The sequence below is a fragment of the Fictibacillus barbaricus genome (genome assembly GCF_014635025.1).
GTDB classification, from domain to species: Bacteria; Bacillota; Bacilli; order Bacillales; family Fictibacillaceae; genus Fictibacillus; species Fictibacillus barbaricus.
In genome coordinates this window covers 1,149,873-1,174,433 of record NZ_BMCE01000002.1, presented here as the reverse complement: position 1 = coordinate 1,174,433, position 24,561 = coordinate 1,149,873, and the positions used below count along the sequence as shown (strand labels likewise).

The window sequence follows — 24,561 nt, the reverse complement described above, 5'->3', positions numbered from 1 at the left end:
CGGAGGAATGGACGATGAAACTGTATACACGAACAGGCGATAAAGGGATGACAAGTGTGATTGGCGGAAGACTGGCCAAAAGTGACATCCGTGTAAAAGCATATGGTACGTTAGATGAGCTTAATAGTTTTGTGGGTTTAACCATTGCCAAACTTCAGGAATCAAAGTTCGATGATATCAGAAACGAGCTGATTAAGATTCAGCATGAACTCTTTGATTGCGGCGGCGATCTCTCAGCGGTTAAAAAAGATTATCCATTTAAAGCAAAAGAGGAGATCATCTCGTTTTTGGAGGAAAGAATCGATGAGTACATAAAAGAAGCGCCAGAACTAGAACGATTCATCTTGCCAGGCGGGACAGAAGCATCAGCATATATCCACGTTTGCCGCACGATCGCAAGAAGAGGTGAAAGAGAAATCGTAGAGTTACAGCAGTCTGAAGAGATTAATACCGTTGTACTCAAATACGTGAACCGGCTGTCTGACTATTTCTTTGCGATAGCGAGAGTCGTTAACTTCCGCTCTGGAGTAAATGATGTTGAGTATGAACGCAGTGCGATTGTTTTCCGTGGCGGAAAACGTAAAGAAAACGATCATGAATAGAAAGTATGCCTTCTTCATTGTCTTTCTTTCTCTATCGGCAGCAGGGTCATTCCTTAAAATCCCTTCACCCATAGGGAGTGTGGCGTTTGATTCCATGCCTGCTCTAGCAGGAGCTGCACTAATTTCACCTGTGTTTGGTCTTGGTGTCGCAATCCTGGGACATCTTTTGTCGGCTGGGCTTGCTGGTTTTCCGCTAGGTCCGCTTCATGTTTTAGTTGGGGTCCTTATGGGTGGATTGGTTTTTCTTTTTGGAGCTTTATACCGCAAGAATCGAAAAAAGACTGCAAACATTGCTTTTATTGCAGGGAATGGTTTGGCAGCTCCTTTAAGCTTTTGGCCGTTCCTCGGTAAAGCTGTCGTTATGGCACTAATTCCTAGCTTGCTTGCTGCGACAGTTATGAATGTTATTGTTGCGTGGCTCCTTATCCCAAGAATCGAACCTGCATTACGAAACTCGCTGCTCCGGATGGAACGATGAAAAACAGCCGGGATATCTCTATTGTTCCTCTACAGGATGATCTGTTAATGACAGTTGCAGCTGATAATTCAGGCAGTGTAGGAGAGAAGAGAGAAGACGAGGTCAACGTTCCTTATGATGTTGTCGCCTATTACGGAGCAAGAGTTTGTGTGATGGAAACACTAGCGGTGGGAGCGGGACCTCGAACTTTTATCATTCATTCTTTTAATGAAGAAAACGTTTGGGATTCAATGGTGCAAGGCGCTCAAAGAGCCTTTAAAGAGGTAGGGTTGGAGAACATCGAGATCATTGGCAGCACAGAAAGCAATTTTTCGTTAAAGCAGTCTGCTTCCAGCTTTACACTTATTGGTTCGGTAAAAGAAACAGGTCTACGGATCGGTACGACGCTAGAAGATACAAGCTATGCTGTGATTGGAAAACCGCTTGTTGGAGAAGAAATCATAAGGCAACGTGATGAGGTTTTACCACTTCGTTTTTTTCAAGAGCTCTGCCAGTTGGAAGGTGTTTACGAACTCGTTCCAGTGGGTTCTCAAGGTATTGGAAAAGAACTAAGTGTAATATGCGAGCATCCTCATGATTATGGCTGCAGTTTACCAATGGATAAATCAGCAGGACCGTCCAGTTGTGTTTTAATCAGTTACAATCCGAAAATTGAAAATCAGCTTAAGAAGTTAACCGGAAATCTATTTTATTCAATATATAAAAAGGCAGATAAGAACTTATGAAACGAGTAGATGTTACCTATGTCCTTCTTTTTGATGAAGAGAACGAAAAGATTCTATTGGTGAAAAATAAAGGCAAAGATTTCTCTTACTACACACTTCCAGGTGGAGCAGTTGAACCGGGAGAAACCCTGGAAGAAGCAGCAAAGCGAGAGGTAAAAGAAGAAACAGGCTTGGATGTTGAGCTGGATGGAATCTTTTCTGTAAACGAAGCATTCTTCGAAGATCGAGGACACCACGCTATTTTCTTTGTTTTTAGAGGAAGGATTATCGGTGGTGAGATAGCTATTTTAATGCCCGATGAAATAGAAGAGGTTACTTGGATGGATGCTGAGGAAGCTGAGCAATATGTTCATTTAAGAAAAGATGTTAAGGGATTGTTAAAAAGCAATCAGTCAGTGCCGTATATATTAAGAGATAGATAGCTGCCAAATGAGGCAGCTTTTATTAATTGTAGAACACTAGTTTAATTTTTACATATATAGGAGGAACCATGCAAAAAAGAGACACTGCAGTTATTGTACTTCATGAAATTTATGGGATAAATGAACATATCAAGAATGTTTGTAAGCTATTTGAAAGTCAGGGTTTTGATGCAATATGTCCTAATTTTATTGAAAAGAATTCACCTTTCTCTTATGAGGAGGAAGAGATTGCTTATAGACATTTTATGATTAACATAGGGTTCAAAAAGGCTGCAAATCAAATGAAACGACTCGTTTTAAACGTAAAAGAAAAATATAAGAAAGTATATCTGGTCGGATTTAGCGTTGGTGCTACGATTGCTTGGAAATGCAGTGATGATAGGTCGGTTGATGGTGTTGTTGGTTTTTACGGATCGAGAATAAGAGATTTTCTTGAAATAGAGCCCACGTGCCCTGTTATGTTATTCTTCCCTGAAAAAGAGGATTCATTTCATGTAGACGATTTAGTAACATCCTTACAAAAAAAGAATATTGAGGTCTATCAATTAACCGGAAATCACGGATTCACAGATCCATACTCTCCAAACTTTCAAAAACAATCTGCACAACAAGCCTACAAAAAGGTGAGTGATTTTTTAAGGCAGTGAGATATGTAGGGAAGAGATTATTAAATTTGGTTAAAGAGGAATGATCCATACAACGAGCTTCTTACTTCGGTTTGAATCATCTGTGTTATGATAAAAGAATAATAACAGGAGGGCTGTGGACATGCTGAAAGAAAAGATAGAGGTTATTCAAAAAGTATTAGACAATTGGAGGGGTTTCTTTTTACCTTACCAAATGGCATTACATGAATTAGAAAGTGATTTCAAGATTATTGACTTAGAATGGAAAACACAACATGGCTATTCCCCAATTGAACATATGAAAACACGTATGAAAAAATTAAGATCTTTGGTGAAGAAAATACAAAGAAAAGAAATTCCTTTAACACAAGAAGCGGTGAGGAATGAAATAAGAGATATTTTGGGTGTTAGAATTGTCACAAGTTTTATTGATGATGTATATATGTTGAAGGAGCATATCGAGCAACGTGAAGACATTCGATTGATACGCGTAAAGGATTATATTCAAAACCCAAAAATGAGCGGATATAAAAGTTTGCACCTGATTGTAGAAACCCAAGTCATCCTGTCCAACGAAATAATATGGGTTCCTGCAGAAATACAAATTCGTACTTCCGCTATGGATTTTTGGGCATCCACCGAGCATAAACTAAACTATAAATATCAAGGCGAGACTATACCTGAGGATGCTCAAAAGCAGCTAATTGAGCTTGCCAAAGCTTCTTCCTTAATGGATAAAGAAATGTCAAGATTAAGAACAAAACTACTAGCCAATTAAGCAAACAATCGTGACACCTTTCTATTTACAACCTTAAGTCAATCTGACAAATAAAAAAGTTTTAACAAGAAACTTAATGTTGTACTTTTTTCTAGCGCTAGTTTTATGCCAAAACCAATCAGTATAGTACCTGCGATACCTTCAAAGGAAGTGGATTATTTTTTAGCGAAATTATTTCTTAGAATTTTCTTCAAAAAAACTTTTTACTATTGGTTACGAAAAATAATTCTTTGTTTCTCTCTTTAAAGTCATTTACACTATCAAAATCAAAGTTTTCATCCAAGTATATGCATCTTCGTACAAGATATTTCAATGGCATTTAAAGAGCGTTTTTCACTAAATAGATTTAATCCACTCAAATGGTATTTACAAGAACTGTCCCCCTGACTTCCCCTAAAACGTTCCCATCACTTTTACGCCCTGTGGTTGGGTGTTGTTTGGGTTCGGTTCTAATGTGATTCCAATATCATCAAATGAGTGGGCTGGCGGCAGGCGGTAGGTGATCAATCCATTACCGTTTTGATCAGGCTTTAACGTACCAGCATTTTGCCGAGTGCCGTTTTTTAATAGCCACACTTGGTATACTTCTTTATCTTTAGTGCCTGGCATATTATTTAATTCAATGACCAGGCTGATGTCACTGCCTTCTTGAAGAAGGTACGCATTCCCGTTTGCCGAAGCGGCTAAACCCTGCCCTTTTAAGGCATAGGTCGAAACAATTTGCACTGGGCCAACTGCTTCATTTTCTAACGCTGTAATTGTATCTTTTAAATGAAGGTTATGCCAATAAAGTCCAGCTAAGCCGATGATTAAAACGGCCGCAACACCAGTGGATAAGGGTGAAAACTGCTTTTTGAAAATGAATTTGAATCGTTCGATCAAGCTTTTCTTCGTTGTTTCTACTTTATGTTCCCGCTGCACCGGTTCGTTTTTTTCAAAAATAAAGTCCATGACTTCTGCTTTCAATGTTTCTGGAACGTCCACCTCTTCGATTTCATAAAAAAGGGACTGCCATGTTTCTTGCAGTGACTCTAATTCGTGCTGACAGTGGGCACACATTCTCAGATGGCGTTCATATTGTTCTTTTTCACGTGCAGTTAATTCATCAATGATATATAAAGACAGGTTTTCGCATTTATTTTCCATGCCGAGCCCCTCCTGTTTCCTTGCTAAAATAATTCCTAAGTTTTTTTAACGTTTGATGCAGCCGGCTTTTAATGGTACCGAGCGGCTTTTTTTCTAATTCTGCAATTTCGCTTAAGGAGTAGCCTTCCCAGTATAAAAGGTTGATGAGGCGCTGCTGTGGTTCAGACAGATGACGTTTGGCTTCTTGAATTTGTTGTTTTACTAGATTTCTTGAAACCTGCTGCAGGACATCCTCCAACTGCTGGTCTTGAATTTGCTGCATTTCATCAAGTTCAAATGGAATGGTTCCCTTATGTTTTTGCTCTTTACGAATGAGGTCGATCGCAATGTTTCGGGTAATGGTAAGTAGCCAGTTCACAAATTGTCCTTTTGCTGGATTATAGGTGCTTTTCGTTGTCCAAAGCCGGAGAAATACCAGTTGGACAATTTCTTTCGTTTTATCCGTATTACCCTTGGATATTTTTAAAGAGAAGCTATAAATGAGCTTTACATAGCGGTCATAAAGCTCTTCAAGTGCCTGACGATGGTTTTGAACAATTAATTCCATCAGTTCCTCGTCTGTCTTAGACTTCATTGCCAAGTTCTTCCCCCTTTCATGGAAAGCATTTTTAATTTAGTATAAATCATTGTTTGAGTTGTGGTAAAAAATTTGGATGGGGAGAGAAAAAAAGAATTGCCAAAGCGGCAATTCCCTTAGAACCTAGTATTATTGTGAAAAAGTAGTCTCGCTGTTTACTATAAACCAAACCTCTTTAACGCCCTGTCCGTTTACATCACCAGTTGCTTTGTCATTGACAAAGTAGTAAAGCGGAAAGCCTTTATAAGTTGTTTGTTTCTCACCAGTGTCTCCGCGGGTAATGGTACCAAAGTCTTCTTTGTTATATCCTTCAGGAACTTCAACGTTTTCACCGTAGAAGGCTGGCCAGTTTTTTAGACAATCATCGCTGCAGTTGGTTGTATTTGGAGTATCTTTTGCAAAATAGTAAAGTGTCATTCCTTTCGCATCTGCAAGATATTCACCAACTTTTTCATTTTCCAGCAGCTGCAATGCTGGACCCGGTTCTGTCGAATTCTTTGCGGCCTCGGTGGCTGTTTCTTCTGCTTTACCACCTGCACTCAAGTCCTTTGCGTTTTCTTCCGCACCGCATCCAACAAGAAGTACTCCTGTTAAAAGAAACAAAAATAACCAGCTCCACTTTTTCATCGTTCATTCCTCCTTAAATGATTCTTTTCATCAAAGATAACGAAGTAGATTGAAAAATGGTTCGCATTCCAGGGAGGTATTTTTTTGACCGACTATGAGATCCGGCCCATTGGAACCCCGCAGCTTTATTTCCAGCCCCATTTTTGAAAGACTTTGTGGGATGACTCCGTTTTTAGATAATCAACGAATTTTTGGGCCTCATTTTTATTTTCTGTGATGGCTGTAAGGGCAATTGGGGTTCCTCTGTAAAGCTTTTCTGCTTCTGGCAGTTCCACTAGTTCGGTAACGTCCTTAAGCCTATAATGCCAGGATTCATATGTAATCCACGCGTCGTGCTTTTCATTGGATTTCCATATTTCAATTGCTTCCGCACTAGACTTTACCGAAATATCAATATTTTGGCTAATCCCTCCGATTAGTCCCTTTCTGCCTGCTAAATCCTCCCATAATCCGAGCTGCCCGGCGCCATTGACATCGATAATTTTTACCCCGCTTTTCGTTAAATCTTTAAGCGAGCCAATGTTTTTCGGATTTCCTTTACGTACTAAAATTCCTGCCGCCCGAGGGTATAATTCTGTAAGTGATTTTTCATTTATCATCTGCGGATGGCTGAGCATGAAACTGCGAAGCATGTACTCCGACCCTCCATAAATGATATCTGCATCCTGTTTCGCTTGGCCAATCCAATTGGATTCCGGTCCAGCCGTCACTATCACTTTCATTCCTGTTTCAGCTGTGAATTTTTCTGCTGCTTCCTTCATAGGTCCCAGTGGTCCACCTGGGCCATATACCCGGATCACTCCATCGTTCTCTGTGGATTTTACTTGCTGTTGGGACTTTGATGAATGATCCATGTTGGCGTATACCGATATTCCGGCAGCCGTAAACAATAGTAAAAAGATTGCACCAATTAACAACGTTTTTTTCATCCTTATTCCTCCATTTGTTTGTTTTTCAATTAAGGAAACGAATTGAGGAATAAAACGGTTCGAAAAAAAAAGACCATGGGGACGGTTCTCACGAAACCATGAGAACCGTCCCACGTTACCGTCCAAGGATGTCATCAGATTATTTAAGGTTTTATATACAATTTCCATCCCTAGTGAAGTAGACAGACAGATGGTAAGCTGATTTTTCACGAGTTGTGCCATCTTTAACGCATGACAAATATACCTTCGTTCGGTTCTCCAAATACAAATAGGTAATGTCTGTTAGTAAAACCATGCCTGATTCTTGAACAAATTTGCGGTTTAGACATACGATGTCCGAATGACATGGAATGTGTGAAGCCAATGAGTGAAATGCATGCCCTGGTCAGAGTGAAGGATGTTTGGACAATCCCCCTATGGAATCATTCTTTGGTCATTTCAAAGACGAGGTAGATGCCACTAACTGTAAAACAGTGGCAAAATTAAGAAGAAAAGTTGAAAAGTACATGGAACAATGGGGATTAAAAAAGATGACCCCGGAACAGTACCAAGGTCATCTATTAGCTGCTTAAAAGGTCTTTTAATAAACTGTCTATTTTATAGGTGACAGTTCAAAAGTGTCAAGCGCTTTTTTTATACTATCCTTATCTTTCTTCGTCTTTCCTTTTTACGCCTGTCGTATCAAATCCAGGCTTTTTTTCGAATTCGTACTCAGCTGATAATTCTTTTGCAAATTCATATTCCTCGCTATTCGAATCCGAAATCTGATTCTTTGGAACTTGCGGCAGGGAAGTGAGATTTTTATCACGGTTTCCCTTATGACGGTTGTGTCTCATTCTTCATAACATCCTCTCATGGAATTTGTTCTCTTTAGTTTGTGAAGGTAACGTGTTTTTTATGAGACGAAAGTTAATTGAATAAGTGGGTAGAGATACTGATAGAGATTCGAACTTATCCGTAACAATAAAAGGGAATAAAAATAGCCTGCCAAATCGCAAGTGAATCAGCAGGCTATCTTTTAAATTTTACATTTTAATTATTTTAAGCCATAGGCCTTAATCACATCTTGTGTAATTTTGTTGCCTAGATCATCCCAAGCTGCTGCTCTTAACGATACATACTTGGCATTCGCTTGATTGTTGATCTTTGCAATCCACTTATCATCTGATGTACGCTCGAGTTTCACGGTTTTCCAAGACGCACCTTCATTAAAGGAAATTTCTAGTTTAGCGCCTTCCAGTTTACCGTAGCCTTCAACACCGTCAAGTTTTGCAACAGATAACTCTAAATTAGTAGAAGGTGCTGCTAACGCATCTCCGTTCATGTCCGTTTCAACCTTATAATCAAGAGAATAGAACGGCAGCAGTGTACGGAAATCCTCGCCTTTTCCAGACCAGAACGTCCACTCCGTATGCGTGCTTACGGATGTATCCCAGCGATTCGGATCGCGCTTCGCATCCGTTACGAGGCGATATTGCTTTCGCTCTTCTGAAATGCCGCTGAATACATTGAGGGCTTGGCTTTTTCCTTCTTTAATAAGCGTATCTCCCTGATATAGCTTATGTGTTTGATTTTTCACGGATTCATCATAACCGGACCCGCCTGTAGAGCCTTTTGTTGAATCTGCCCAAGCCGGTATGTTGAACTGGAACGAGTTCCCTTGTCGGTTAGGGGTCCAATAGCCAACTCCTAAACGAGGACGTACGACCGGCGAGAACCAGTCTTCATTTAATTTTCCGCCTTTTTCATACGTGACAGACGGCTGACGGACTTCCCATTGGCTGTCTAGTACTTCTGCATGGTGATACCAGCGTGTATCTTTTACTGCAGAAACCCACTCTGTTCGGACAGAAGGCAGCTGCAATTTGTACAAGAACCCAACCGCTCCTCTTGTATGAGGACGCAGGTCATAACGGAACTCTCCGCCAGGTGCTTCTCGGTCAGATTTGTAACGTGTGTCGATCTTGACTAATTCTTCGTTTTCAGGTGCATAGGTTAGATCTTCAGGAATGCTACCTTGATGAACATCCATTAAATCATATACATAAGGCGTGTTTACTTCACCTTCAACGTTCAAGTTTAAGTTACCTAAACGTGCTGCCTTAATTAGTTCGTCACCTTCACTTTTACTGATCCCGGCAACAGCAAGTGGAATATCTGTATAATCCGGATTTCCTGCAAACACACTGAATTCTTTATCTTCATTATTGACGATGATCAACAACTTCGCGCCTGCTTCATGTGCAGCAACTGATTGCTGAGGCGGAGTCACTTCTGTGTTTCGTTCAACAACTACAATCTTGCCTTTAGCATTTACGTTTTCATAATCAGCCGCCGTTCCGTTTCCGGCATATACAGTTGATAAGTTGTATTTGCCATCAAGTGGTGTACTTCCGGCAAGCGGAATATCATCCAACACTTTACCTTTAAAATTGATCTCTAGGTAAGGCTTAATCAGACGCCAGCGAGTCAAGAATTCAAATTCTCCATTCTCCACTTTTTTTGTTGGTGCGGCGTACATCTTATCGATCCATACAGGCATTAAGTAAATGTCGTTCATTGATTTGCCATCAAGGGAACGGTAATATTCCATGCGCTGATAGCTTGGTTCTGTATTCTTTGGAACATCAACCGAAATTTCTTTTGCTTTTCGCGCATCAAGCTCCACCGTTTGCGGACCGTCAAGCTTGATTTCAGGATCACCGACCAAAGCTACACCACGGTGATCAGTTTCCGTATCCACATCCATCATAGCGATAGCCGAATACGTACCAGGTTTTAGACGGAGTTCTGTTGTTCCGTTTACCGCAACGAACTCAGGGTCCATGTCTTTGTTAACTAGACCTACATACGTTAGAGTTGGGTTTCCGTTACGGTCAGTTGCGTTCAACGTTAACGGGTACTTCTCTTCTTCTTTCACCATGCCCATTGACGTATGAGCTGCTTGTTTGCCGTCAGCATCCGTCGCTGTCAGGTGGCCTTCATAACGTGCACCCAGTTCGCCAAGCTTTGGATCTAAGGTTACCGTTACGTTCTTCGTTCCATTAGCCGGAACAGTGATCTGACTGTCAGATACGTTCAGGAATCCGTTAGGTGAAGCCTTGCCATCTGCCGTTTTAAAATCAGCTTGGAGGTTCAGCGTTACTGCAGAATCGCTTGTGTTCGTGTACGTGACCGTTTTTTGGACAGGCTGAGCATTATCGTGTGGCCACTTGAAGAAACCGAACGATAGGGAACCTGTTGCTCGAACCGTGCTGTTTGCTGCAGCAGGTACATCCAGTCGGCCTGTTCCGATATGATAAGGTGAATAATCTAATTTCTTAGACGTACTCATTAATGCTTCCTTTAGTTGTGTGCCGTTCCAGTCTGGATTCTTCTGAAGTAAAAGTGCCGCTGCTCCTGCTACATGTGGAGTAGCCATAGAAGTTCCACTCATGCTTCTGTAAGAACCACTGCCTGATGAAAGACCAGAACGGGCTGCAACGATATCAACTCCCGGTGCAGATAAGTCAGGTTTCAATCCCTTATCTCCATAACGAGGTCCTTTTGATGTAAAATAAGCAATTTCGTCTGATTTATCAACAGCACCGATCGTTAAAGCAGCATCTGCAGCTCCTGGTGAACCGATGGCACCTTCATAGCCTGAGTTTCCGGCAGCAATAACAAATAGCGCACCTTTTTCTTCACTCAGTCTGTTTACGGCTTGTGCCATCGGGTCCGTTCCGTCAGACGGCTCAGAGCTTCCCAAACTCATGCTTACAATCTTGGCGTTGTCTGAAGCCCATTCCATACCGTCAATGATCCATGAATCCAAACCGCTGCCTGCGTCATTTAATACTTTCCCTACAAGTAAACGCGCTTCAGGTGCCACGCCCTTGTTCTTGCCCTCAGAAGCAGCTCCGGTTCCAAGAACAGTAGAAGCAACGTGCGTGCCATGGCCATGTTTATCATCCACAGTTTCTCCTGGTACGAAGCTTACCGCTTCGTCAATCTGACTTGCCAGATCTGGATGGTTCTTGTCGATGCCTGAATCCAGCACCGCTACTTTAACACCCTTACCTGTAAAGCCGGATTCCCAAAGAGTTGGTGCACCAATTTGCGGAACACTCTTGTCTAGTGCTGCTTCAACTCGGCCATCCAGCCATATCTTCTCGATCCCTTGATCAAATGCTGCTTTTTCAGGCGCTCCTTTTCGTACTGCATCTTCTTTGGTGATATCCGCCCAGAACGTATCCGCTTCTTTTTTTGAAGTGGCAAGAGCAGCACCATTAATACTCTCTAGCACACGGACCGTTTTTGCACCTTTTGGATCTGCTTTTTTTGTTTGAACCGCTCTAGCTTTGGATTCGGTGTATTCAACAATAACAGGCAGGGAAGAGAGGCTTTTATCATCATAGCCGTTCTCTATCAGTTCCGTTACATTAAATAAATCTTTGTCTAACTTATCAGCTGCTAAGTAAGGCATGGCTGAAGTCGGGATTACATAGGTCTCTTCACCAATCGTAAAGATTTGTGCACCTCCACCGTTCTGATCGGAAGGTTCCACATTAATGACGCTTTTGCCGTTTTCAATCTTTTTGATGGTAACGACATCACCTGTAATAAGCGTAATCTTATGCTCATCAGCAAGATTTGTGTTGTTAACGATTGAAGAAGTCTCGAGCGTCTTTTCGAGCGTTGTTTTATCAAAAGCTTTAACATTGTAAAATGATGAAGCTAGCATGACGGTTGACAGTGAGGTTGCGATTAATGTTTTCAATTTTATTTTTTTCACCAAACATCCTCCTAAATTAGCTATTAATAAATGCAACGAATAAGATAGGTCTTGATGCAAGAAGTTCAATGTGAAAAACAAATAGGGGAGTTAAGAGTTTAATAATTTTGCAAGAAACACCTCCTAGGCCGATTAGAGATTCTGAACAGGAGTATGTAATTCTAGCTGAAGGTCAGATGATAAGTAATAGGCACTGAATTTAATAGAATTGTATAACTCTTGCTTTGAAGTGACAAAGGGGGTTTTTAAGAGGGCTTGAGACCTACAGATTTTATATAAAAAATTGTTTTTATGATAAAAATGATCGGATATCTACTCCAAAATAACTATTACGTCGGTTTAGAGTTGGGGTTTTTATTCTTGCTATTGATTATTATGGAAGATTGTGAATTTAATATATGAAGAGAGTTTTAAGTTGAATGTTAATGGTGATAAAAAGATATTCTGTATACTCTAAGTTATAAAATGTAAATAAGAGGGTGATTGAAAAGGAAACAGACAGCAAGAATAAGAAAAAAATATTTAGTGATCTGGAAATAAACTCTAGAAGCCTGGTGTGAAAAGGACCAATCTTAGAAAACGTTTTTTCTTACCTAGTGCCATACTATCTGCTGCACCTTTACTATATCGGCTTACCAAAAAGTTAAAGTGTTGAAGTAAAAAAGACATGCATATTAGCATGTCTTTTTTGTATGTAAAAAACTCGAATTCCAACTAAAACAAAGAAAAACAACATCTTTGCAATAAATTAATATTGTATTCATTTAAACTTAAAAAAACTCCTGTAAGGTAAATATGTAAAGCAAACCAAAACCAAATAAATGCAACTAAAACCAATGAGGTGATGAATGTAAAAAGAACGATTGGTGATCAAAAGAAAATTAGTGTCTTGTAAAAATAAAATAAGAGGAGAGAAGTTTAATGAAGCATTACATATCCAAATTATTGATTTTAGGTATCATTATCTGTTTACTAGCAGCTTGTGGAAAAGAAAGTTCATTAGAAGGTGCATCAGGCAGAAATGATGATCTATCGGGAGAACTTACTGTTTACACAGCAATTGAAGAAGAACTCATTCCAGAATATACAAAATCATTTGAGGAATTATATCCGAACATAAAGCTAAACATGGTGCGAGATTCAACAGGGATTATTACAGCGAAGCTCCTATCAGAAGGTAAGAATACAAAAGCTGATGTTGTGTGGGGACTTGCCGCTTCAAGCTTGCTTGCGTTAGATCAAAAAGACATGCTGGCTGGGTATACACCAAAAGGAAGCGAGAAGATTCTTACACCTTACAAGGATTCTGAAGAACCAGCAAAATGGGTCGGCAATACGGCTTTTATGACTGGAGTTGTTGTAAATACAGTAGAGTTAGAAAAAATGGGACTTGAAGTGCCAAAGTCATACGAAGACCTGCTTAAACCAGAATATAAAGATCTTATTGTTATGCCGCATCCGGCCTCATCAGGAACAGGTTTCCTTACAGTTTCTGCTTGGCTGCAAATGATGGAGGAAGACAAAGGGTGGAAGTATATGGAGGACCTTCATAAAAACGTAGCAAGTTATACGCATTCGGGGTCTAAACCTGCCAAGTTAGCAGCTTCAGGAGAGTTTCCGATCGGAATTTCACTGGTATACAGTGGGGTAACTCAGAAACAGCAGGGAGCACCTGTTGAGGTAATTCTTCCAGAAGAAGGATTAGGATGGGAAGTTGAAGCTAATGCATTGATTAAAAAAGATAAAGATAACCAGCAATTAGCGAAAGCATTCCTTGATTGGGCGATTTCCGATGAAGTGATGAAGGCTTATTATAATGCAAATGGTTTTTCAACAATGAAGAATGATTTTTCGAAACCTGACGGCTTTCCATCTAGAGTGGATGAAAAAATGTATAAAGAGAATAGTTTGGATTGGGCCGCAAAACATCGCGATGCAATCCTAGAGAAATGGGATTCAAGCTTTGGAAAAAAAGCAGAACCAAAGGAGTAAATATACAAACCTCATGCTGATTTAACCTGCTGCATGAGGTGAGATCAGATTGGGGAGTAAAGTAATGAAGGATCCGTTCCTGCAAATCAGTAACATCTCAAAGACATTTAACCATTTTACAGCTTTAAACGATATTTCATTTGATATTTATAAAAATGAATTTGTTTGTTTATTAGGTCCCAGTGGATGTGGAAAAACAACCCTGTTACGAATAATAGCGGGACTTGAAGAAGCTGACCATGGATCTATTAAAAAAAATGGGGAAGAGATGCTTCATCTTCCTCCGGTACAAAGAGAGTTTGGGATTGTTTTTCAATCGTATGCGTTATTTCCCAATTTAACAGCTCTCCAAAACGTGGAATATGGGTTGAAAAATAAAAAAGTCTCTAAAGCAGAGCTGAAGCAAAGAGCGATGGAAGCACTTCAAATGGTGGATCTTGAACAGATAAAAGATAAATATCCGGCACATCTTTCAGGTGGACAGCAGCAGAGAGTTGCACTTGCAAGAGCAATTGCTCTTTCACCAAAATTCTTACTGCTCGATGAACCTTTATCGGCCCTGGATGCCAAGGTAAGGAAAAAACTTCGATACGAAATAAAGTGCCTTCAGCAAAAATTAGGAATAACAACTATCATGGTTACGCATGACCAGGAAGAAGCTCTCACAATGGCGGACAAAGTTGTAGTAATGAACAATGCTCAAATCATGCAGGTTGGAACACCAGAGGAAATTTATTTTCATCCAGCTAACCCCTTCGTTGCTGATTTTGTAGGTTCGATAAACATATGGAATCACCATGTTGAAGGTGTGACAAAAGCGATCCGTCCCGAACATATTCGGTTATCAAAGAACCAAGGCATGAAGTCGGAAATTAAGGCAATTGAATTTAGAGGAGCTACCTATCGGATAGAACTAGAGGTCATAGATAGTGCATCACCACTTTATTCTCAAAAAATAGAGGTTGATCTTTTTGCTTCTTCTATTCAAGCGTTTAATTTAAAGAGGGGATCTATCATCTTCGTCCAATTTCCTGAGAATCAAGTTTTAACATACAAGGAACAGGTGGTTTATTGACATGGAATTGGCAAAGAAAGTGAATATCGCAGGTCGTTTAAGCAAGAAAAAAAGAGCTGTCCAAGGGAAGAATGAGCAACTGCAAACGATCCTAATAATTTTTGTGATCTTATCCTTTATGGTGAGCCTGATCCTGCCCTTATCTGCTCTATTTGGCCAAGCACTTTATGATCGAGAAGGGAACTTTGCGGGGTTAAATAATTTTGTTAAATACTTTAGTACACCAACACTTGTGACGTCTCTTCAACATACGGCATACATCTCAGTGATGACTATGTTTATATCGGTGGGACTGGCATTTATGTATGCCTATTCGCTTACGAGAACAAGGATGATAGGTAAGAGTATTTTCCGGTATGCAGCTCTCCTGCCGCTCTTTGCACCTACAATGATGCATGGAATAGGGTTGATGTACCTTTTTGGAAATCAAGGACTCATAACTAGTGGGTTCTTTGGATTCAGTCCAGGTTGGGAGATTAAGCTATACGGACCAATCGGAATTATTATTGCTGAAACCGTTTATACCTTTCCGCAAGCCTTTCTTATTATCTATATAGCTCTTCAGCATACAGATTACAGGCTGTACGAAGCAGCAAATACATTAGGCAGCGGAAGACTAAAGCAATTTCTAAACATAACACTGCCTAGTGCAAAATACGGCATCATCACATCCATGTTTGTTGTATTTACCTTGAGCTTTACGGATTACGGCGCACCTAAGATTGTAGGCGGACAATATAACGTTTTAGCAACAGACATCTATAAGCAGGTTGTCGGTCAACAAAATCTTTCAATGGGAGCAACTGTTGGTGTACTGCTGATGCTTCCTGCGTTGGTCGCATTCTTTGTAGATCATGTCTCGCAAAAGAAACAGTCGATGTATATTACCTCAAAAGCCATGGGGTATAAAATTCCCGGAAATAAAGGGAGAGATCTCCTTGCTTTTCTTTACTGTTTATTGATCACGTGCTTTATCATGTTGCTGTTTGTTGCAGTTGGTGTCGCTGCAAGTGTAAAAATCTGGCCATATAACCTAGGTTTTACATTGGATCATTTTAAATTTTCAAGCTTTTCCGGAGATGGTTTGACAGCTTATAAGAATAGTTTAATCGCTGCTGGGATTACCGCGTTCGTAGGGACCATCTTTACCTTTATATTTGCATATTCCATTGAAAAAATCAGGAAGAAGAGATTTCTTCGTAAACTGGGTTACTTGTTATCTATCATTCCGTTATCCGTACCAGGACTTGTGATCGGTATAAGCTATGTATTCTTTTTCAGTAAATCAGAATTAGAGATTCTAGGTCTTAGCGTTTCTAATCCATTTCATTTCTTATATGGAACGATAGCAATCATCGTAATCGCAAACATCCTGCATTTTTACTCTGTTGCTTTTGTTACGGCTACTACAGCATTAAGGAAGTTAGACAAAGAGTTTGAACTAGCTTCAGAGTCTATGGGAGTTCCGTTTTATAAAACCATGTTCACTGTTACGATCCCTATGTGTCTCCCTGCGATATTGGAGATTGCCATGTTTTATTTCGTTAACAGCATGGTTACGATTTCAGCGGTGGTATTTCTGTATTCTGCCGACTTTAAACTAGCTGCTATATCCATTGTGAATATGGATGATGCAGGGAATATTTCTTCTGCTGCAGCTATGAGTGTGTTGATCGTGCTTACAAACATTGTTGTCCGACTTTTATACGAATGGGCGGTTCTAGGTCTTCGAAAAAGAAATGCAGAATGGCAAAAATAAATAAAAGATAAGGAGAATGACAATGAAAAATATAGATGCAGTAATCTTTGATTGGGCGGGTACAACGATTGATTATGGGTGTTTTGCTCCACTGCTTGTTTTTATTAAGATTTTTGAAGATAGAGGAATTTCGATCACGACAGATGAGGCGAGAGAACCGATGGGGCTCTTGAAAATCGAACATATACGAGCGTTAACTCAAATGGAAAACGTACGAAATCAATGGATTGAAAGGTATGGAAGTAAGCCGACCGAACAAGATATCGTTAACATGAATGAAGAATTTGAAGCAAAATTGTTTGAAGTGCTCCCAGACTTTACGGATCCCATTCCTGGGGTGTTAGAAGTGGTAAAAGAGTTAAGAGATAGAGGGGTAAAGATTGGATCAACTACTGGGTATACGAGGGAAATGATGAATATTGTAGCTGAATGCTCGAAAGAGAAAGGTTACGCTCCTGATTTTTATACAACTGCAGAAGATGTGAAAGAAGGAAGACCTTACCCATGGATGATCTATCATAACGCTATGAATCTAGGCGTGTACCCAGTGACTCGCATGATAAAAGTAGGAGATACAGTCAGTGATATGCTAGAAGGACGAAACGCTGGCATTACGACGATTGGAGTTATTCTTGGCAGCAGTGTGTTAGGTCTTACTTTGGAAGAAGTGAACATAATGGCTCCAGATCAATTGGAACTTAAAATAGATGCTGCTCGTGAAACGTTTATGGAAGCGGGAGCACATTACGTAATAGATTCAATGGATGAATTAGTACCCTTAATTGATGCATTAGAAAAACAAACAGAAGTGTTGATTTAGGAGGAGACAAGATGGAAAATCCTTATTTATTACTAACACCTGGCCCGTTAAGTACCTCACACAGTGTAAGAAGTGCGATGAGATTAGATTTATGTACATGGGATGATGATTATCTTCAACTTGTTCAACAAATACGAACGAAACTCGTTCGACTAGCTACAGCAAATGAGCATATGATTCAATATACTTCTGTATTGATGCAGGGGAGTGGAACTTTCGGTGTAGAATCTGTGATTGGAAGTGTGATTCCCGATTCAGGAAAACTACTAATTGCAACCAATGGAGCTTATGGTAATCGAATCATTGAAATCGCAAAAGCACTTCATATCCCACATGTGATTTACCAATCAAACGAGAACGAACCAGTGAACGCAGGTGAAATGGATCGGGTATTAATGAATGATCCGGACATAAGCCACGTTATGGTAGTTCACTGCGAAACAACAACGGGTATCTTAAATCCAGTGAAAGATGTTTGTGAAGTAGCAAAAAGATACGGAAAAACAACGATCGTTGATGCGATGAGCAGTTTTGGTGGTATTGAAATGGATGTCCATAATTGGAAGATCGACTATCTGATCAGTTCAGCCAATAAATGCATACAAGGTGTTCCAGGTTTCAGCTTTATCATTGCAAGCAAACAAAATCTTGAAAGGTGTAAAGGACAGGCGAGATCACTATCACTTGACTTATATGATCAATGGGAAGTGATGGAGAAACAGCACGGGAAATGGAGATATACCTCTCCAACACATACAGTAAGAGCCTTTGATCAAGCTTTATCAGAACTGGCTGAAGAAGGTGGTATTTCAGCAAGGTTTAAACGATACGCAGAAAATCAAAGGACACTTGTAGAAGGAATGGAGAAATTAGGTTTTATCCCGTATATCCAAAGGGAGCACCAGTCACCCATTATTACCTCCTTTTTGTATCCGGAATCCCACTTTGATTTTGTTTCTTTTTATGAGTTTTTAAAGCATAAAGGTTTTGTGATTTACCCGGGGAAAGTATCTGACCAGCTTACTTTTAGAATCGGGAACATTGGAGCTGTTCATGTGTCAGATATGGAAAGGCTGCTTGATGCTATTCAAACCTACCAAGAAGGAAAAGGAGTCGTAACAGCATGAAGGTGTTTTGTTTAGGCGGAGCAGGTAAAATTGCTCGGGAAGCCATAAAAGATCTAGTATTGTATTCTAACTTTGAAGTTATTACAGTAGCAGACTATAACCAAGAAGAAGGCAGAAAAGTAGTAGAGTGGCTGAATGATCCACGTGTAGATTTTGTTCCTGTCAATGTACATGATCATGATGATACAGTAGGGAAAATGAGAGGTTACGATATTGTGATGGATGGAACGACCATCACGTTAAATGGAAAAACAACCGCCTGTATTGCTGAAGCTGGGTGTCATGGCATCAATCTCAACGGGTTTGGGGAAGAGGACCCCTTTCATCAAATGTTTTTAGAGAATGATAAAATATGTTTGCCAGGGTTTGGCATGACACCAGGATTAACACAACTCATGGCCATGCATGCAGCTAACAAGCTTGATATAGTTGAAAGTGTGAGGGTCAGCCATGGATCATATCGTCCGATCGCATTTTCAAAATCAATAACAGAAACTACCACATATGAGTATGATCCGGACCTAGCTGGCAGGGTAGTCTATGAGGATGGAGAGTTTATCCAAGTCCCGCCTTTTGCAAGGCCTCGAAAAATAGAGTTGCCGGAACCTTATGGAGCAGGTGTTCAATATATCATTCCTCATGCAGAAACTAAAACGTTAGCAAAAGCACTTCAATCTAAAGGTGTACAGCTAATTGAAGTTCGAGGAACTTGGCCTGAGAAAAACATGAATCTTATTAAAGCCCTTTATGATTTTGGTATATTAAGGAATGATCTAATAAAAATCAATGGAACAGAAATAGGAATTATGGACTGTATTGCAGAATACTTATTACAGTCAGCTGAAGGAACAGAAACAGACTTATATGGCTATGCTTTACATATCGAAGTCATCGGTTTGAAAAATGATGAGAAAGTAAAGCATACCTTGTATCACACACACCCTTCATCTGATGGGTCTGTTAAAGAATGGGAAGGATTAAGGGCTTATACCAGAAATGTAGCGATTCCATTTTCAATTGCCACACAGATGATAGCAGAAGGAAAGGTTAAACAGGCAGGGATAGTTACGCCTGAAGAGGCTTTCCTAGAGCCGGATTTGTTTTTTGAAGAGTTAAGAAGACGTGATATATATATATGGGGAGATAAGGAAATTATAGGATTAGCTTCTAAAGCTTAGCAGAATAAGGAGAATAAAGAATGTCACTTGTTGGAGAAGAACGAAAGAGAGTCATCATTTCAGACCTTGAAGAGATGGGTCAGGTTCGTGTTGCACAATTAGCAAAAAAATTTGATGTTTCTACCGAAACGATCAGGCGATATCTAGAAGAGCTCGAAAGCGAAAATAAATTAAAAAAGGTTTATGGTGGAGCAGTTAAGGTTGACGCTGACACGGTTGAGCCAGGCTTGTATGAAAGGGAAGTTGTTCGTATCCAGGAAAAAAGAAAAATTGCAGAAAAAGCAGTTGAATTTATTAACGATAATGATGTCATTATCATAGACGAGGGAACGACCACTTTACAGATGGTAAAAAGCTTATGTGAAAAGCAGAACATCACGGTTATAACAAATTCTTTTCCTGTAGCATCGGCATTAATGTCTTACGCGAACAACAAACATTTTGACGGTGAAATAATCTTTATTGGTGGAAATGTACGGCCTCTGCATTATCGGTCAGGTGGCTCGTTAACAGAGAAAATGGCCAGAGAATTCTACGCAGACAAAGCATTCATTTCTGCTGACGGCTTGGTCAACCCGAATGGTGTTATGAGCTACGACTTAGAAAAATCCCAGTTGGCACAGGCTTATATTCAAAATGCCACAGAATCCTTTATATTGGCCGATCATACTAAGATTGGAGTAAAAGCCAATTACCGTATTTGTAAGGTGGATCAATTTGACTACGTCATCTGTGATCATTCCATGCCCAAAGAGTGGAGTAATGAGAAGTTAAACGAAAAGTGGATCATATCTTAAATCCATTAAATAAAAGAAAAAAACGCTCACTAGAGCGTTTTTTCTTCAATATGTTTATACTTGTAAGCTGCCTTGCGCATGAAGTGAACGTCTTCTTACGAGGTAAGTGAGCGAGATAAACAGATAAATTCCAAGTGTTACACCCGTTATGATCACGGAGGTGTTAATGACAATTCCAACTAAGATCGCAAGCAAGGAAATGATAGCAATCCAAGTGGTATAAGGAAACCACTTAACATAGTAGCCAGACAGCTGATTTTGCGGTTTTCTTGATTTTAGATGAGCAAAGGCAATGATCAACCAGATGAACAATACGGTATAACCTAGTGAACCCATAAGATAATTAAAGGTTTGGCTTCCTGCGAATATGGAAATCAGCACCCCTGCATATAGGGAAGCGGTGCACATCAATATCGCAAAGAACGGAACTTTTTTTGGTGAAAGGCGAGCAAACAGCTTAGGAACTCGGCCATCAACAGCTTGTGTGTACAGCACACGCGAAGAGCCATAAAGTCCGGAGTTCATCGATGAGATAATGGCCAGCAAGATAACCGCATTCATCACATGATCTGCACCTGGAACTCCTATCATCTGAAACACCATCACAAACGGGCTTTCTCCTGCACCGTTTACTTGATCCCACGGAATCAATCCAACGATAATAAAGAATGGGAAAAGATAAAAAGCGATAATTCGTGTTAGGGTGCCACGTACTGCTTTTGGTACCACCTTTTCGGGATCCTTCGTTTCAGCCAAGGTAATACCGATAATTTCAGTCCCGCCATAAGAGTAGATAACAACTAACATGGCTGTCATGAGACCAGCTGAACCGTTCGGGAAAAAACCGCCATGTTCGGTTAAGTTGGAAAAAGTCGGAGCTGTATGCTCACCAAATGACACGAATAAAAGCAGTAACCCAGAAAGTATAAAGATCACGATAACACTAATCTTAATTAGAGCAAGCCAATATTCGGTTTCTGCAAAGATCTTTACAGACAACAAATTTACAATAGTAACCGAAACAGAAACCACCAACGCCAACATCCAGATCGGTGTATCTGGAAACCAGTATTGAAGAAAAATTGCCGCTACAACAGCCTCAGCTGCTATGTTTAATACCCACATCTTCCAATAGATCCAATCCAGAAAATAAGCGGGGAATACTCCTAACACAGACTGGACCAAATCACGAAACGTACGGGCTCCGCTGTTCTGTACCGCCATTTCTGCCAGTCCTTGCATGATGAACAATAATAAGATCCCACCGATTAAATATGCTAAAACAACAGCAGGCCCTGCCATATCAATAGCCTCGCTGCTTCCTTTAAATAAACCTGCACCGATACTGCCTCCAAGCGCCATCATCATAATATGGCGGGAAGTCATCGTTCTTTGTAATTTCTGGGTGTCTTTTTCCATCTTAATAACCTCTCCCGTTTTAAACTCTAGATTCTATAACAAATAACAAAAAAGGCCTACCATCCCTGATCTCAAACTTTTTGAGAAAAGAGACGATAAGCCTTTGGCTAACCGCGGTACCACTCTTGTTGATTCGTTAAGAATCCTGCTTGTAAAACCTGTTAACGAAGGTTAGTCGTCAAAACATAGAGAACGCGTTCCTTTTGTCTTGCTGCTCCCGGGCGAGTTCAAAGGATTCATAGACTGCGTTCCACCAACCCGCAGCTCTCTGCTACTACAAAGTCACTTTTACTGTTCCCGTTCTTAGCTTTTATCAAATCATTATTCAGAATAATATGGATTACTATAATGGCTCTTTATATAGGTTGTCAACTAAATTTTTTTGCTGTGACAAGCATTTCATGAAAAAAGTCCCAATACGAAATGGATATATAAACCTATTCAACAAAGTTTTACCTTCTTATACACTGTTTATTATTACCAGTCTATTATGGAGGAAGAGGGAGTGGACAAGTTGAAAGGGAACAAAATTTTTTACTTGGTTTTATCTTTAGTTTTGGTTGGTTTTTTGGGGTTTTCACTAAATGATTCAGGACAACAAACAACGCTTCAAGCAAAAGAAACAAATGCCTTAAAGGGGCAATTTCATCTGGATGAAGTTGTAAAGATCTATGTGCCATCTACATACAATGTGGACGAACCGATCGATAACACCCCATATGTAAATCAGTCACTTGAGACATTTTCAAAAATGTTTGGCGGAGCAACAGCCATTGAAGGAACAGGGGCTTGGGTATCCGATGAGGACAAGCTAGTAAAAGAAAAAGTGACGATCGTTTATAGTTTTGCGGAAGATCTTGATAAAAAGAGCATTAATGCTGTTGTAGCATATGCGAAATCGTTAAAAGAAGAAATGAAGCAGTCAGCGATATCGCTGGAAGTAAACGGGAAGATGTATTTCATCGAATAGAAAAAATGCTGCAGGGATCAGCCCTCTGCAGCATTTTTATTGTTGATACCAAGTTTATTAAGATAATATTTGCCGACTTCATTAACTTGCGCATTAAAGTCATTTCTTCCGTTTTCTTTGAAAGATGGACCACAGCTTGATGTAGTGACTTGAATGACCGAGTACTTAATATCTTCACCTTTTTTACCGGTAAAACCCCCGTTTGAACCAAGACTAATACACTGCTCATTGATTTCTTTTCGTTTGCCCTTTTCATCTACATAATAATATTGGTCATTCACGATGCCATAGATCATATCTTTTGTGGATGTAAAATGAACGCCATACTGACTGATATCTGTATCTTTTAATGTGTCTAATGTCTTTTCCTTTATAGGAATCACGGTATAACCTTTTTCCTTTTTCAAAGCTGGCTCATTCGGCATATTGTAAAACACAAAGATAGATCCTTCAAACCCTTCAGGAATCAAGAAAATGTTCTTTGTGGTTTCCTGTTTGTTCAATCCGCAGCCTGCTAATAACAATATCGAAATAACGATAAATAAGTATTTCTTCATTTTTTCACTCTTCTCATTTCATTTCTTATACTTGTTTTATCTATATCATACCCGAATTTGCTACATGTCTAATAACGTATTCATGAACGCTTTGTTAACTAAAATCACCATGTTCCTTACCGTGATTCGCTTCAATATCGGCATCAATGGTTGACCTAGATCAGTCATTAAGTATTCTACCCTTGGCGGAACGGAGGAATTTGATCTTCGGCTGATAAACCCCGTCTTCCTCGAGCTTTTTTACGAATGAGTGACACTGCTGAATGAACGTCAGCCGTTCTTTGTACAAACTTTCTGCAAAAATGAAAGACTTATATTTTCCTTTTTACTTCTGTAAGCTTGTATTAACACGTTAGAACGGAGGTAAAAGTATGACTAAGAACCTTAAGGTGGATCTGCCTAAAATTCATCCCGATCTAGAAGAGGCAAGGTTTCGAAATATTTATATGGAAGAGGATCCTTACCTGCAAGAGTGCGCCATAACAGGGGATTTTGTTGAGAATGAGGACGTTGAAAAATTGATTCTTTCCAAAGTCACTTTTAACAATGCTACCATTATGGATTCAAGCTTCTATAAAGTGGACATGACGGATGTTATTTTTGAGAACTGTGATCTATCCAACACGAACTTTAAAGAAGGCATCCTGTATCGGATTTTGTTTAAAGATTGCAAGTTAATGGGCTTAGATTTAGAACTCGCAAACTTGCGGCATGTAACGTTCGAGAATTGTAAATTAGACATGAGTGAATTTGTTGAAGCTGACTTAAAACCGGTCCTCTTTGAAAACTCATCATTAAAAAGCGCAAACTTCTATGATACGAAACTGAACAAGGTGAAGTTTAATCAGTGCAACTTAGAAGACGTGGATTTTACCGAAACAAACTTGAATGGCATCGATATTAGTACTTGTAAGTTTGAACATATTAACGTGGATATCAAAAGCTTAAAAGGGTGTATCGTTTCCAGTGAACAAGCGATCGGTTTCTCGACCTTGCTAGGTTTAAAAGTGAAAGAATAGTTAGAACGAATTCAAAAACTGCTGAAGTCCATTTCAGCAGTTTTTTATTTTTAAAGGGATGCTTCGTTCAATTGCGAATACTACAAGTCAACAAAATTTTAGGAGTTGGTTGCCGAAGTCAGCTTGAAGCTTGGCAGCTTATCCTCCTCGAAACATGGCACAGC

General features: G+C 39.8%; 25 protein-coding genes and 1 other annotated feature. Of the genes, 16 read left to right on the top strand and 9 right to left on the bottom strand.

What is annotated here, in order from left to right:
* Window positions 1-14: 14 nt before the first annotated feature.
* The 6 genes from IEV52_RS15385 to IEV52_RS15360 all read left to right on the top strand — a co-directional run bounded on the left by IEV52_RS15385 (window position 15) and on the right by IEV52_RS15360 (window position 3,631).
* Window positions 15-602: a cob(I)yrinic acid a,c-diamide adenosyltransferase gene (locus tag IEV52_RS15385; protein WP_188403382.1), complete on the top strand. Its 588-nt coding sequence runs from the start codon at window positions 15-17 to the stop codon at window positions 600-602.
* Window positions 595-1,080, top strand: a complete 486-nt coding sequence (locus IEV52_RS15380) for an ECF transporter S component (protein WP_188403381.1) — start codon at window positions 595-597, stop codon at window positions 1,078-1,080. Before IEV52_RS15385 ends, IEV52_RS15380 begins: the two co-directional genes overlap by 8 nt.
* Window positions 1,077-1,805: an ATPase gene (locus IEV52_RS15375; protein WP_188403380.1), complete on the top strand. Its 729-nt coding sequence runs from the start codon at window positions 1,077-1,079 to the stop codon at window positions 1,803-1,805. The genes IEV52_RS15380 and IEV52_RS15375 overlap by 4 nt, the downstream gene beginning before the upstream one ends.
* Entirely contained in the window at window positions 1,802-2,227 is a 426-nt protein-coding gene (locus tag IEV52_RS15370; RefSeq protein WP_188403379.1) for an NUDIX hydrolase, read from the top strand. Before IEV52_RS15375 ends, IEV52_RS15370 begins: the two co-directional genes overlap by 4 nt.
* Before the next feature lie 44 nt (window positions 2,228-2,271).
* Window positions 2,272-2,874 (top strand): dienelactone hydrolase family protein, encoded by a 603-nt coding sequence (locus IEV52_RS15365; protein WP_308464581.1) that lies wholly within the window; start codon window positions 2,272-2,274, stop codon window positions 2,872-2,874.
* 121 nt (window positions 2,875-2,995) lie between these two features.
* Window positions 2,996-3,631, top strand: a complete 636-nt coding sequence (locus IEV52_RS15360; protein ID WP_188403377.1) for a GTP pyrophosphokinase — start codon at window positions 2,996-2,998, stop codon at window positions 3,629-3,631.
* Between the two features lie 393 nt (window positions 3,632-4,024).
* Here IEV52_RS15360 and IEV52_RS15355 read toward each other — a convergent pair whose 3' ends face one another.
* The 4 genes from IEV52_RS15355 to IEV52_RS15340 all read right to left on the bottom strand — a co-directional run bounded on the left by IEV52_RS15355 (window position 4,025) and on the right by IEV52_RS15340 (window position 7,132).
* Window positions 4,025-4,777, bottom strand: a complete 753-nt coding sequence (locus tag IEV52_RS15355; protein ID WP_188403376.1) for an anti-sigma factor — start codon at window positions 4,775-4,777, stop codon at window positions 4,025-4,027.
* On the bottom strand, window positions 4,767-5,351 hold the full coding sequence (locus IEV52_RS15350) for an RNA polymerase sigma factor (RefSeq protein WP_188403943.1): 585 nt from the start codon (window positions 5,349-5,351) through the stop codon (window positions 4,767-4,769). Before IEV52_RS15350 ends, IEV52_RS15355 begins: the two co-directional genes overlap by 11 nt.
* Before the next feature lie 132 nt (window positions 5,352-5,483).
* A complete protein-coding gene (locus IEV52_RS15345; RefSeq protein ID WP_188403375.1) occupies window positions 5,484-5,981 on the bottom strand; it encodes a hypothetical protein in 498 nt (165 codons plus the stop codon).
* A 125-nt stretch (window positions 5,982-6,106) separates the two neighbouring features.
* Window positions 6,107-7,132, bottom strand: coding sequence for an extracellular solute-binding protein (locus IEV52_RS15340; RefSeq protein WP_229754311.1), 1,026 nt, complete (start codon window positions 7,130-7,132; stop codon window positions 6,107-6,109).
* 194 nt (window positions 7,133-7,326) lie between these two features.
* On the opposite strand from IEV52_RS15340, the gene IEV52_RS15335 reads away from it, so the two are divergent.
* Window positions 7,327-7,482, top strand: coding sequence for an IS3 family transposase (locus tag IEV52_RS15335; protein ID WP_188403374.1), 156 nt, complete (start codon window positions 7,327-7,329; stop codon window positions 7,480-7,482).
* A gap of 72 nt (window positions 7,483-7,554) precedes the next feature.
* Here IEV52_RS15335 and IEV52_RS15330 read toward each other — a convergent pair whose 3' ends face one another.
* A complete protein-coding gene (locus IEV52_RS15330; RefSeq protein ID WP_188403373.1) occupies window positions 7,555-7,746 on the bottom strand; it encodes a YfhD family protein in 192 nt (63 codons plus the stop codon).
* Between the two features lie 200 nt (window positions 7,747-7,946).
* The gene (locus IEV52_RS15325; RefSeq protein WP_308464572.1) at window positions 7,947-11,684 is read right to left on the bottom strand and encodes a S8 family peptidase; all 3,738 of its coding nucleotides are present in this window, start codon (window positions 11,682-11,684) and stop codon (window positions 7,947-7,949) included.
* 921 nt (window positions 11,685-12,605) lie between these two features.
* Between IEV52_RS15325 and IEV52_RS15320 the strand changes: the two genes are divergently transcribed.
* The 7 genes from IEV52_RS15320 (at window position 12,606) to IEV52_RS15290 (ending at window position 20,432) form a co-directional block, all read left to right on the top strand.
* Window positions 12,606-13,676 carry a putative 2-aminoethylphosphonate ABC transporter substrate-binding protein gene (locus IEV52_RS15320; protein ID WP_188403371.1) on the top strand — a complete coding sequence of 357 codons (1,071 nt, stop codon included), beginning with the start codon at window positions 12,606-12,608 and terminating at the stop codon, window positions 13,674-13,676.
* 64 nt (window positions 13,677-13,740) lie between these two features.
* The gene (locus IEV52_RS15315) at window positions 13,741-14,751 is read left to right on the top strand and encodes an ATP-binding cassette domain-containing protein (RefSeq protein ID WP_188403370.1); all 1,011 of its coding nucleotides are present in this window, start codon (window positions 13,741-13,743) and stop codon (window positions 14,749-14,751) included.
* Between the two features lies 1 nt (window position 14,752).
* A complete protein-coding gene (locus tag IEV52_RS15310) occupies window positions 14,753-16,510 on the top strand; it encodes a putative 2-aminoethylphosphonate ABC transporter permease subunit (protein ID WP_188403369.1) in 1,758 nt (585 codons plus the stop codon).
* 16 nt (window positions 16,511-16,526) lie between these two features.
* Entirely contained in the window at window positions 16,527-17,330 is an 804-nt protein-coding gene (gene phnX / locus IEV52_RS15305) for a phosphonoacetaldehyde hydrolase (RefSeq protein WP_373869418.1), read from the top strand.
* 11 nt (window positions 17,331-17,341) lie between these two features.
* On the top strand, window positions 17,342-18,457 hold the full coding sequence (gene phnW, locus IEV52_RS15300) for a 2-aminoethylphosphonate--pyruvate transaminase (RefSeq protein WP_188403367.1): 1,116 nt from the start codon (window positions 17,342-17,344) through the stop codon (window positions 18,455-18,457).
* Complete coding sequence (locus tag IEV52_RS15295; RefSeq protein WP_188403366.1) at window positions 18,454-19,635, top strand: saccharopine dehydrogenase family protein; 1,182 nt, start codon at window positions 18,454-18,456, stop codon at window positions 19,633-19,635. The genes phnW and IEV52_RS15295 overlap by 4 nt, the downstream gene beginning before the upstream one ends.
* A gap of 20 nt (window positions 19,636-19,655) precedes the next feature.
* Window positions 19,656-20,432, top strand: a complete 777-nt coding sequence (locus IEV52_RS15290) for a DeoR/GlpR family DNA-binding transcription regulator (RefSeq protein ID WP_188403365.1) — start codon at window positions 19,656-19,658, stop codon at window positions 20,430-20,432.
* A 54-nt stretch (window positions 20,433-20,486) separates the two neighbouring features.
* Here the strand turns inward: IEV52_RS15290 and IEV52_RS15285 are convergent, their stop codons facing one another.
* Complete coding sequence (locus IEV52_RS15285; RefSeq protein ID WP_188403364.1) at window positions 20,487-21,851, bottom strand: amino acid permease; 1,365 nt, start codon at window positions 21,849-21,851, stop codon at window positions 20,487-20,489.
* 85 nt (window positions 21,852-21,936) lie between these two features.
* Window positions 21,937-22,165, bottom strand: a binding site (T-box leader).
* A gap of 242 nt (window positions 22,166-22,407) precedes the next feature.
* On the opposite strand from IEV52_RS15285, the gene IEV52_RS15280 reads away from it, so the two are divergent.
* A complete protein-coding gene (locus IEV52_RS15280; RefSeq protein ID WP_229754310.1) occupies window positions 22,408-22,821 on the top strand; it encodes a DUF3574 domain-containing protein in 414 nt (137 codons plus the stop codon).
* A 17-nt stretch (window positions 22,822-22,838) separates the two neighbouring features.
* Here the strand turns inward: IEV52_RS15280 and IEV52_RS15275 are convergent, their stop codons facing one another.
* Together IEV52_RS15275 and IEV52_RS22810 are read right to left on the bottom strand one after the other, a co-directional pair.
* The gene (locus IEV52_RS15275) at window positions 22,839-23,378 is read right to left on the bottom strand and encodes a DUF6843 domain-containing protein (protein ID WP_188403363.1); all 540 of its coding nucleotides are present in this window, start codon (window positions 23,376-23,378) and stop codon (window positions 22,839-22,841) included.
* A gap of 60 nt (window positions 23,379-23,438) precedes the next feature.
* Complete coding sequence (locus IEV52_RS22810) at window positions 23,439-23,594, bottom strand: winged helix-turn-helix transcriptional regulator (RefSeq protein ID WP_188403940.1); 156 nt, start codon at window positions 23,592-23,594, stop codon at window positions 23,439-23,441.
* 155 nt (window positions 23,595-23,749) lie between these two features.
* On the opposite strand from IEV52_RS22810, the gene IEV52_RS15265 reads away from it, so the two are divergent.
* Window positions 23,750-24,397, top strand: coding sequence for a pentapeptide repeat-containing protein (locus tag IEV52_RS15265; RefSeq protein WP_188403362.1), 648 nt, complete (start codon window positions 23,750-23,752; stop codon window positions 24,395-24,397).
* Window positions 24,398-24,561 lie beyond the last annotated feature (164 nt).

Bases quoted from the DNA above. Each gene is read 5' to 3' on its own strand.
- IEV52_RS15385 (WP_188403382.1), top strand. From the start codon at position 15: ATGAAACTGTATACACGAACAGGCGATAAAGGGATGACAAGTGTGATT.
- IEV52_RS15380 (WP_188403381.1), top strand. From the start codon at position 595: ATGAATAGAAAGTATGCCTTCTTCATTGTCTTTCTTTCTCTATCGGCA.
- IEV52_RS15375 (WP_188403380.1), top strand. From the start codon at position 1,077: ATGAAAAACAGCCGGGATATCTCTATTGTTCCTCTACAGGATGATCTG.
- IEV52_RS15370 (WP_188403379.1), top strand. From the start codon at position 1,802: ATGAAACGAGTAGATGTTACCTATGTCCTTCTTTTTGATGAAGAGAAC.
- IEV52_RS15360 (WP_188403377.1), top strand. From the start codon at position 2,996: ATGCTGAAAGAAAAGATAGAGGTTATTCAAAAAGTATTAGACAATTGG.
- IEV52_RS15355 (WP_188403376.1), bottom strand. From the start codon at position 4,777: ATGGAAAATAAATGCGAAAACCTGTCTTTATATATCATTGATGAATTA.
- IEV52_RS15350 (WP_188403943.1), bottom strand. From the start codon at position 5,351: ATGAAGTCTAAGACAGACGAGGAACTGATGGAATTAATTGTTCAAAAC.
- IEV52_RS15345 (WP_188403375.1), bottom strand. From the start codon at position 5,981: ATGAAAAAGTGGAGCTGGTTATTTTTGTTTCTTTTAACAGGAGTACTT.
- IEV52_RS15340 (WP_229754311.1), bottom strand. From the start codon at position 7,132: ATGGCACAACTCGTGAAAAATCAGCTTACCATCTGTCTGTCTACTTCA.
- IEV52_RS15335 (WP_188403374.1), top strand. From the start codon at position 7,327: ATGGAATCATTCTTTGGTCATTTCAAAGACGAGGTAGATGCCACTAAC.
- IEV52_RS15330 (WP_188403373.1), bottom strand. From the start codon at position 7,746: ATGAGACACAACCGTCATAAGGGAAACCGTGATAAAAATCTCACTTCC.
- IEV52_RS15320 (WP_188403371.1), top strand. From the start codon at position 12,606: ATGAAGCATTACATATCCAAATTATTGATTTTAGGTATCATTATCTGT.
- IEV52_RS15315 (WP_188403370.1), top strand. From the start codon at position 13,741: ATGAAGGATCCGTTCCTGCAAATCAGTAACATCTCAAAGACATTTAAC.
- IEV52_RS15310 (WP_188403369.1), top strand. From the start codon at position 14,753: ATGGAATTGGCAAAGAAAGTGAATATCGCAGGTCGTTTAAGCAAGAAA.
- phnX (WP_373869418.1), top strand. From the start codon at position 16,527: ATGACAATGAAAAATATAGATGCAGTAATCTTTGATTGGGCGGGTACA.
- phnW (WP_188403367.1), top strand. From the start codon at position 17,342: ATGGAAAATCCTTATTTATTACTAACACCTGGCCCGTTAAGTACCTCA.
- IEV52_RS15295 (WP_188403366.1), top strand. From the start codon at position 18,454: ATGAAGGTGTTTTGTTTAGGCGGAGCAGGTAAAATTGCTCGGGAAGCC.
- IEV52_RS15290 (WP_188403365.1), top strand. From the start codon at position 19,656: ATGTCACTTGTTGGAGAAGAACGAAAGAGAGTCATCATTTCAGACCTT.
- IEV52_RS15285 (WP_188403364.1), bottom strand. From the start codon at position 21,851: ATGGAAAAAGACACCCAGAAATTACAAAGAACGATGACTTCCCGCCAT.
- IEV52_RS15275 (WP_188403363.1), bottom strand. From the start codon at position 23,378: ATGAAGAAATACTTATTTATCGTTATTTCGATATTGTTATTAGCAGGC.
- IEV52_RS15265 (WP_188403362.1), top strand. From the start codon at position 23,750: ATGACTAAGAACCTTAAGGTGGATCTGCCTAAAATTCATCCCGATCTA.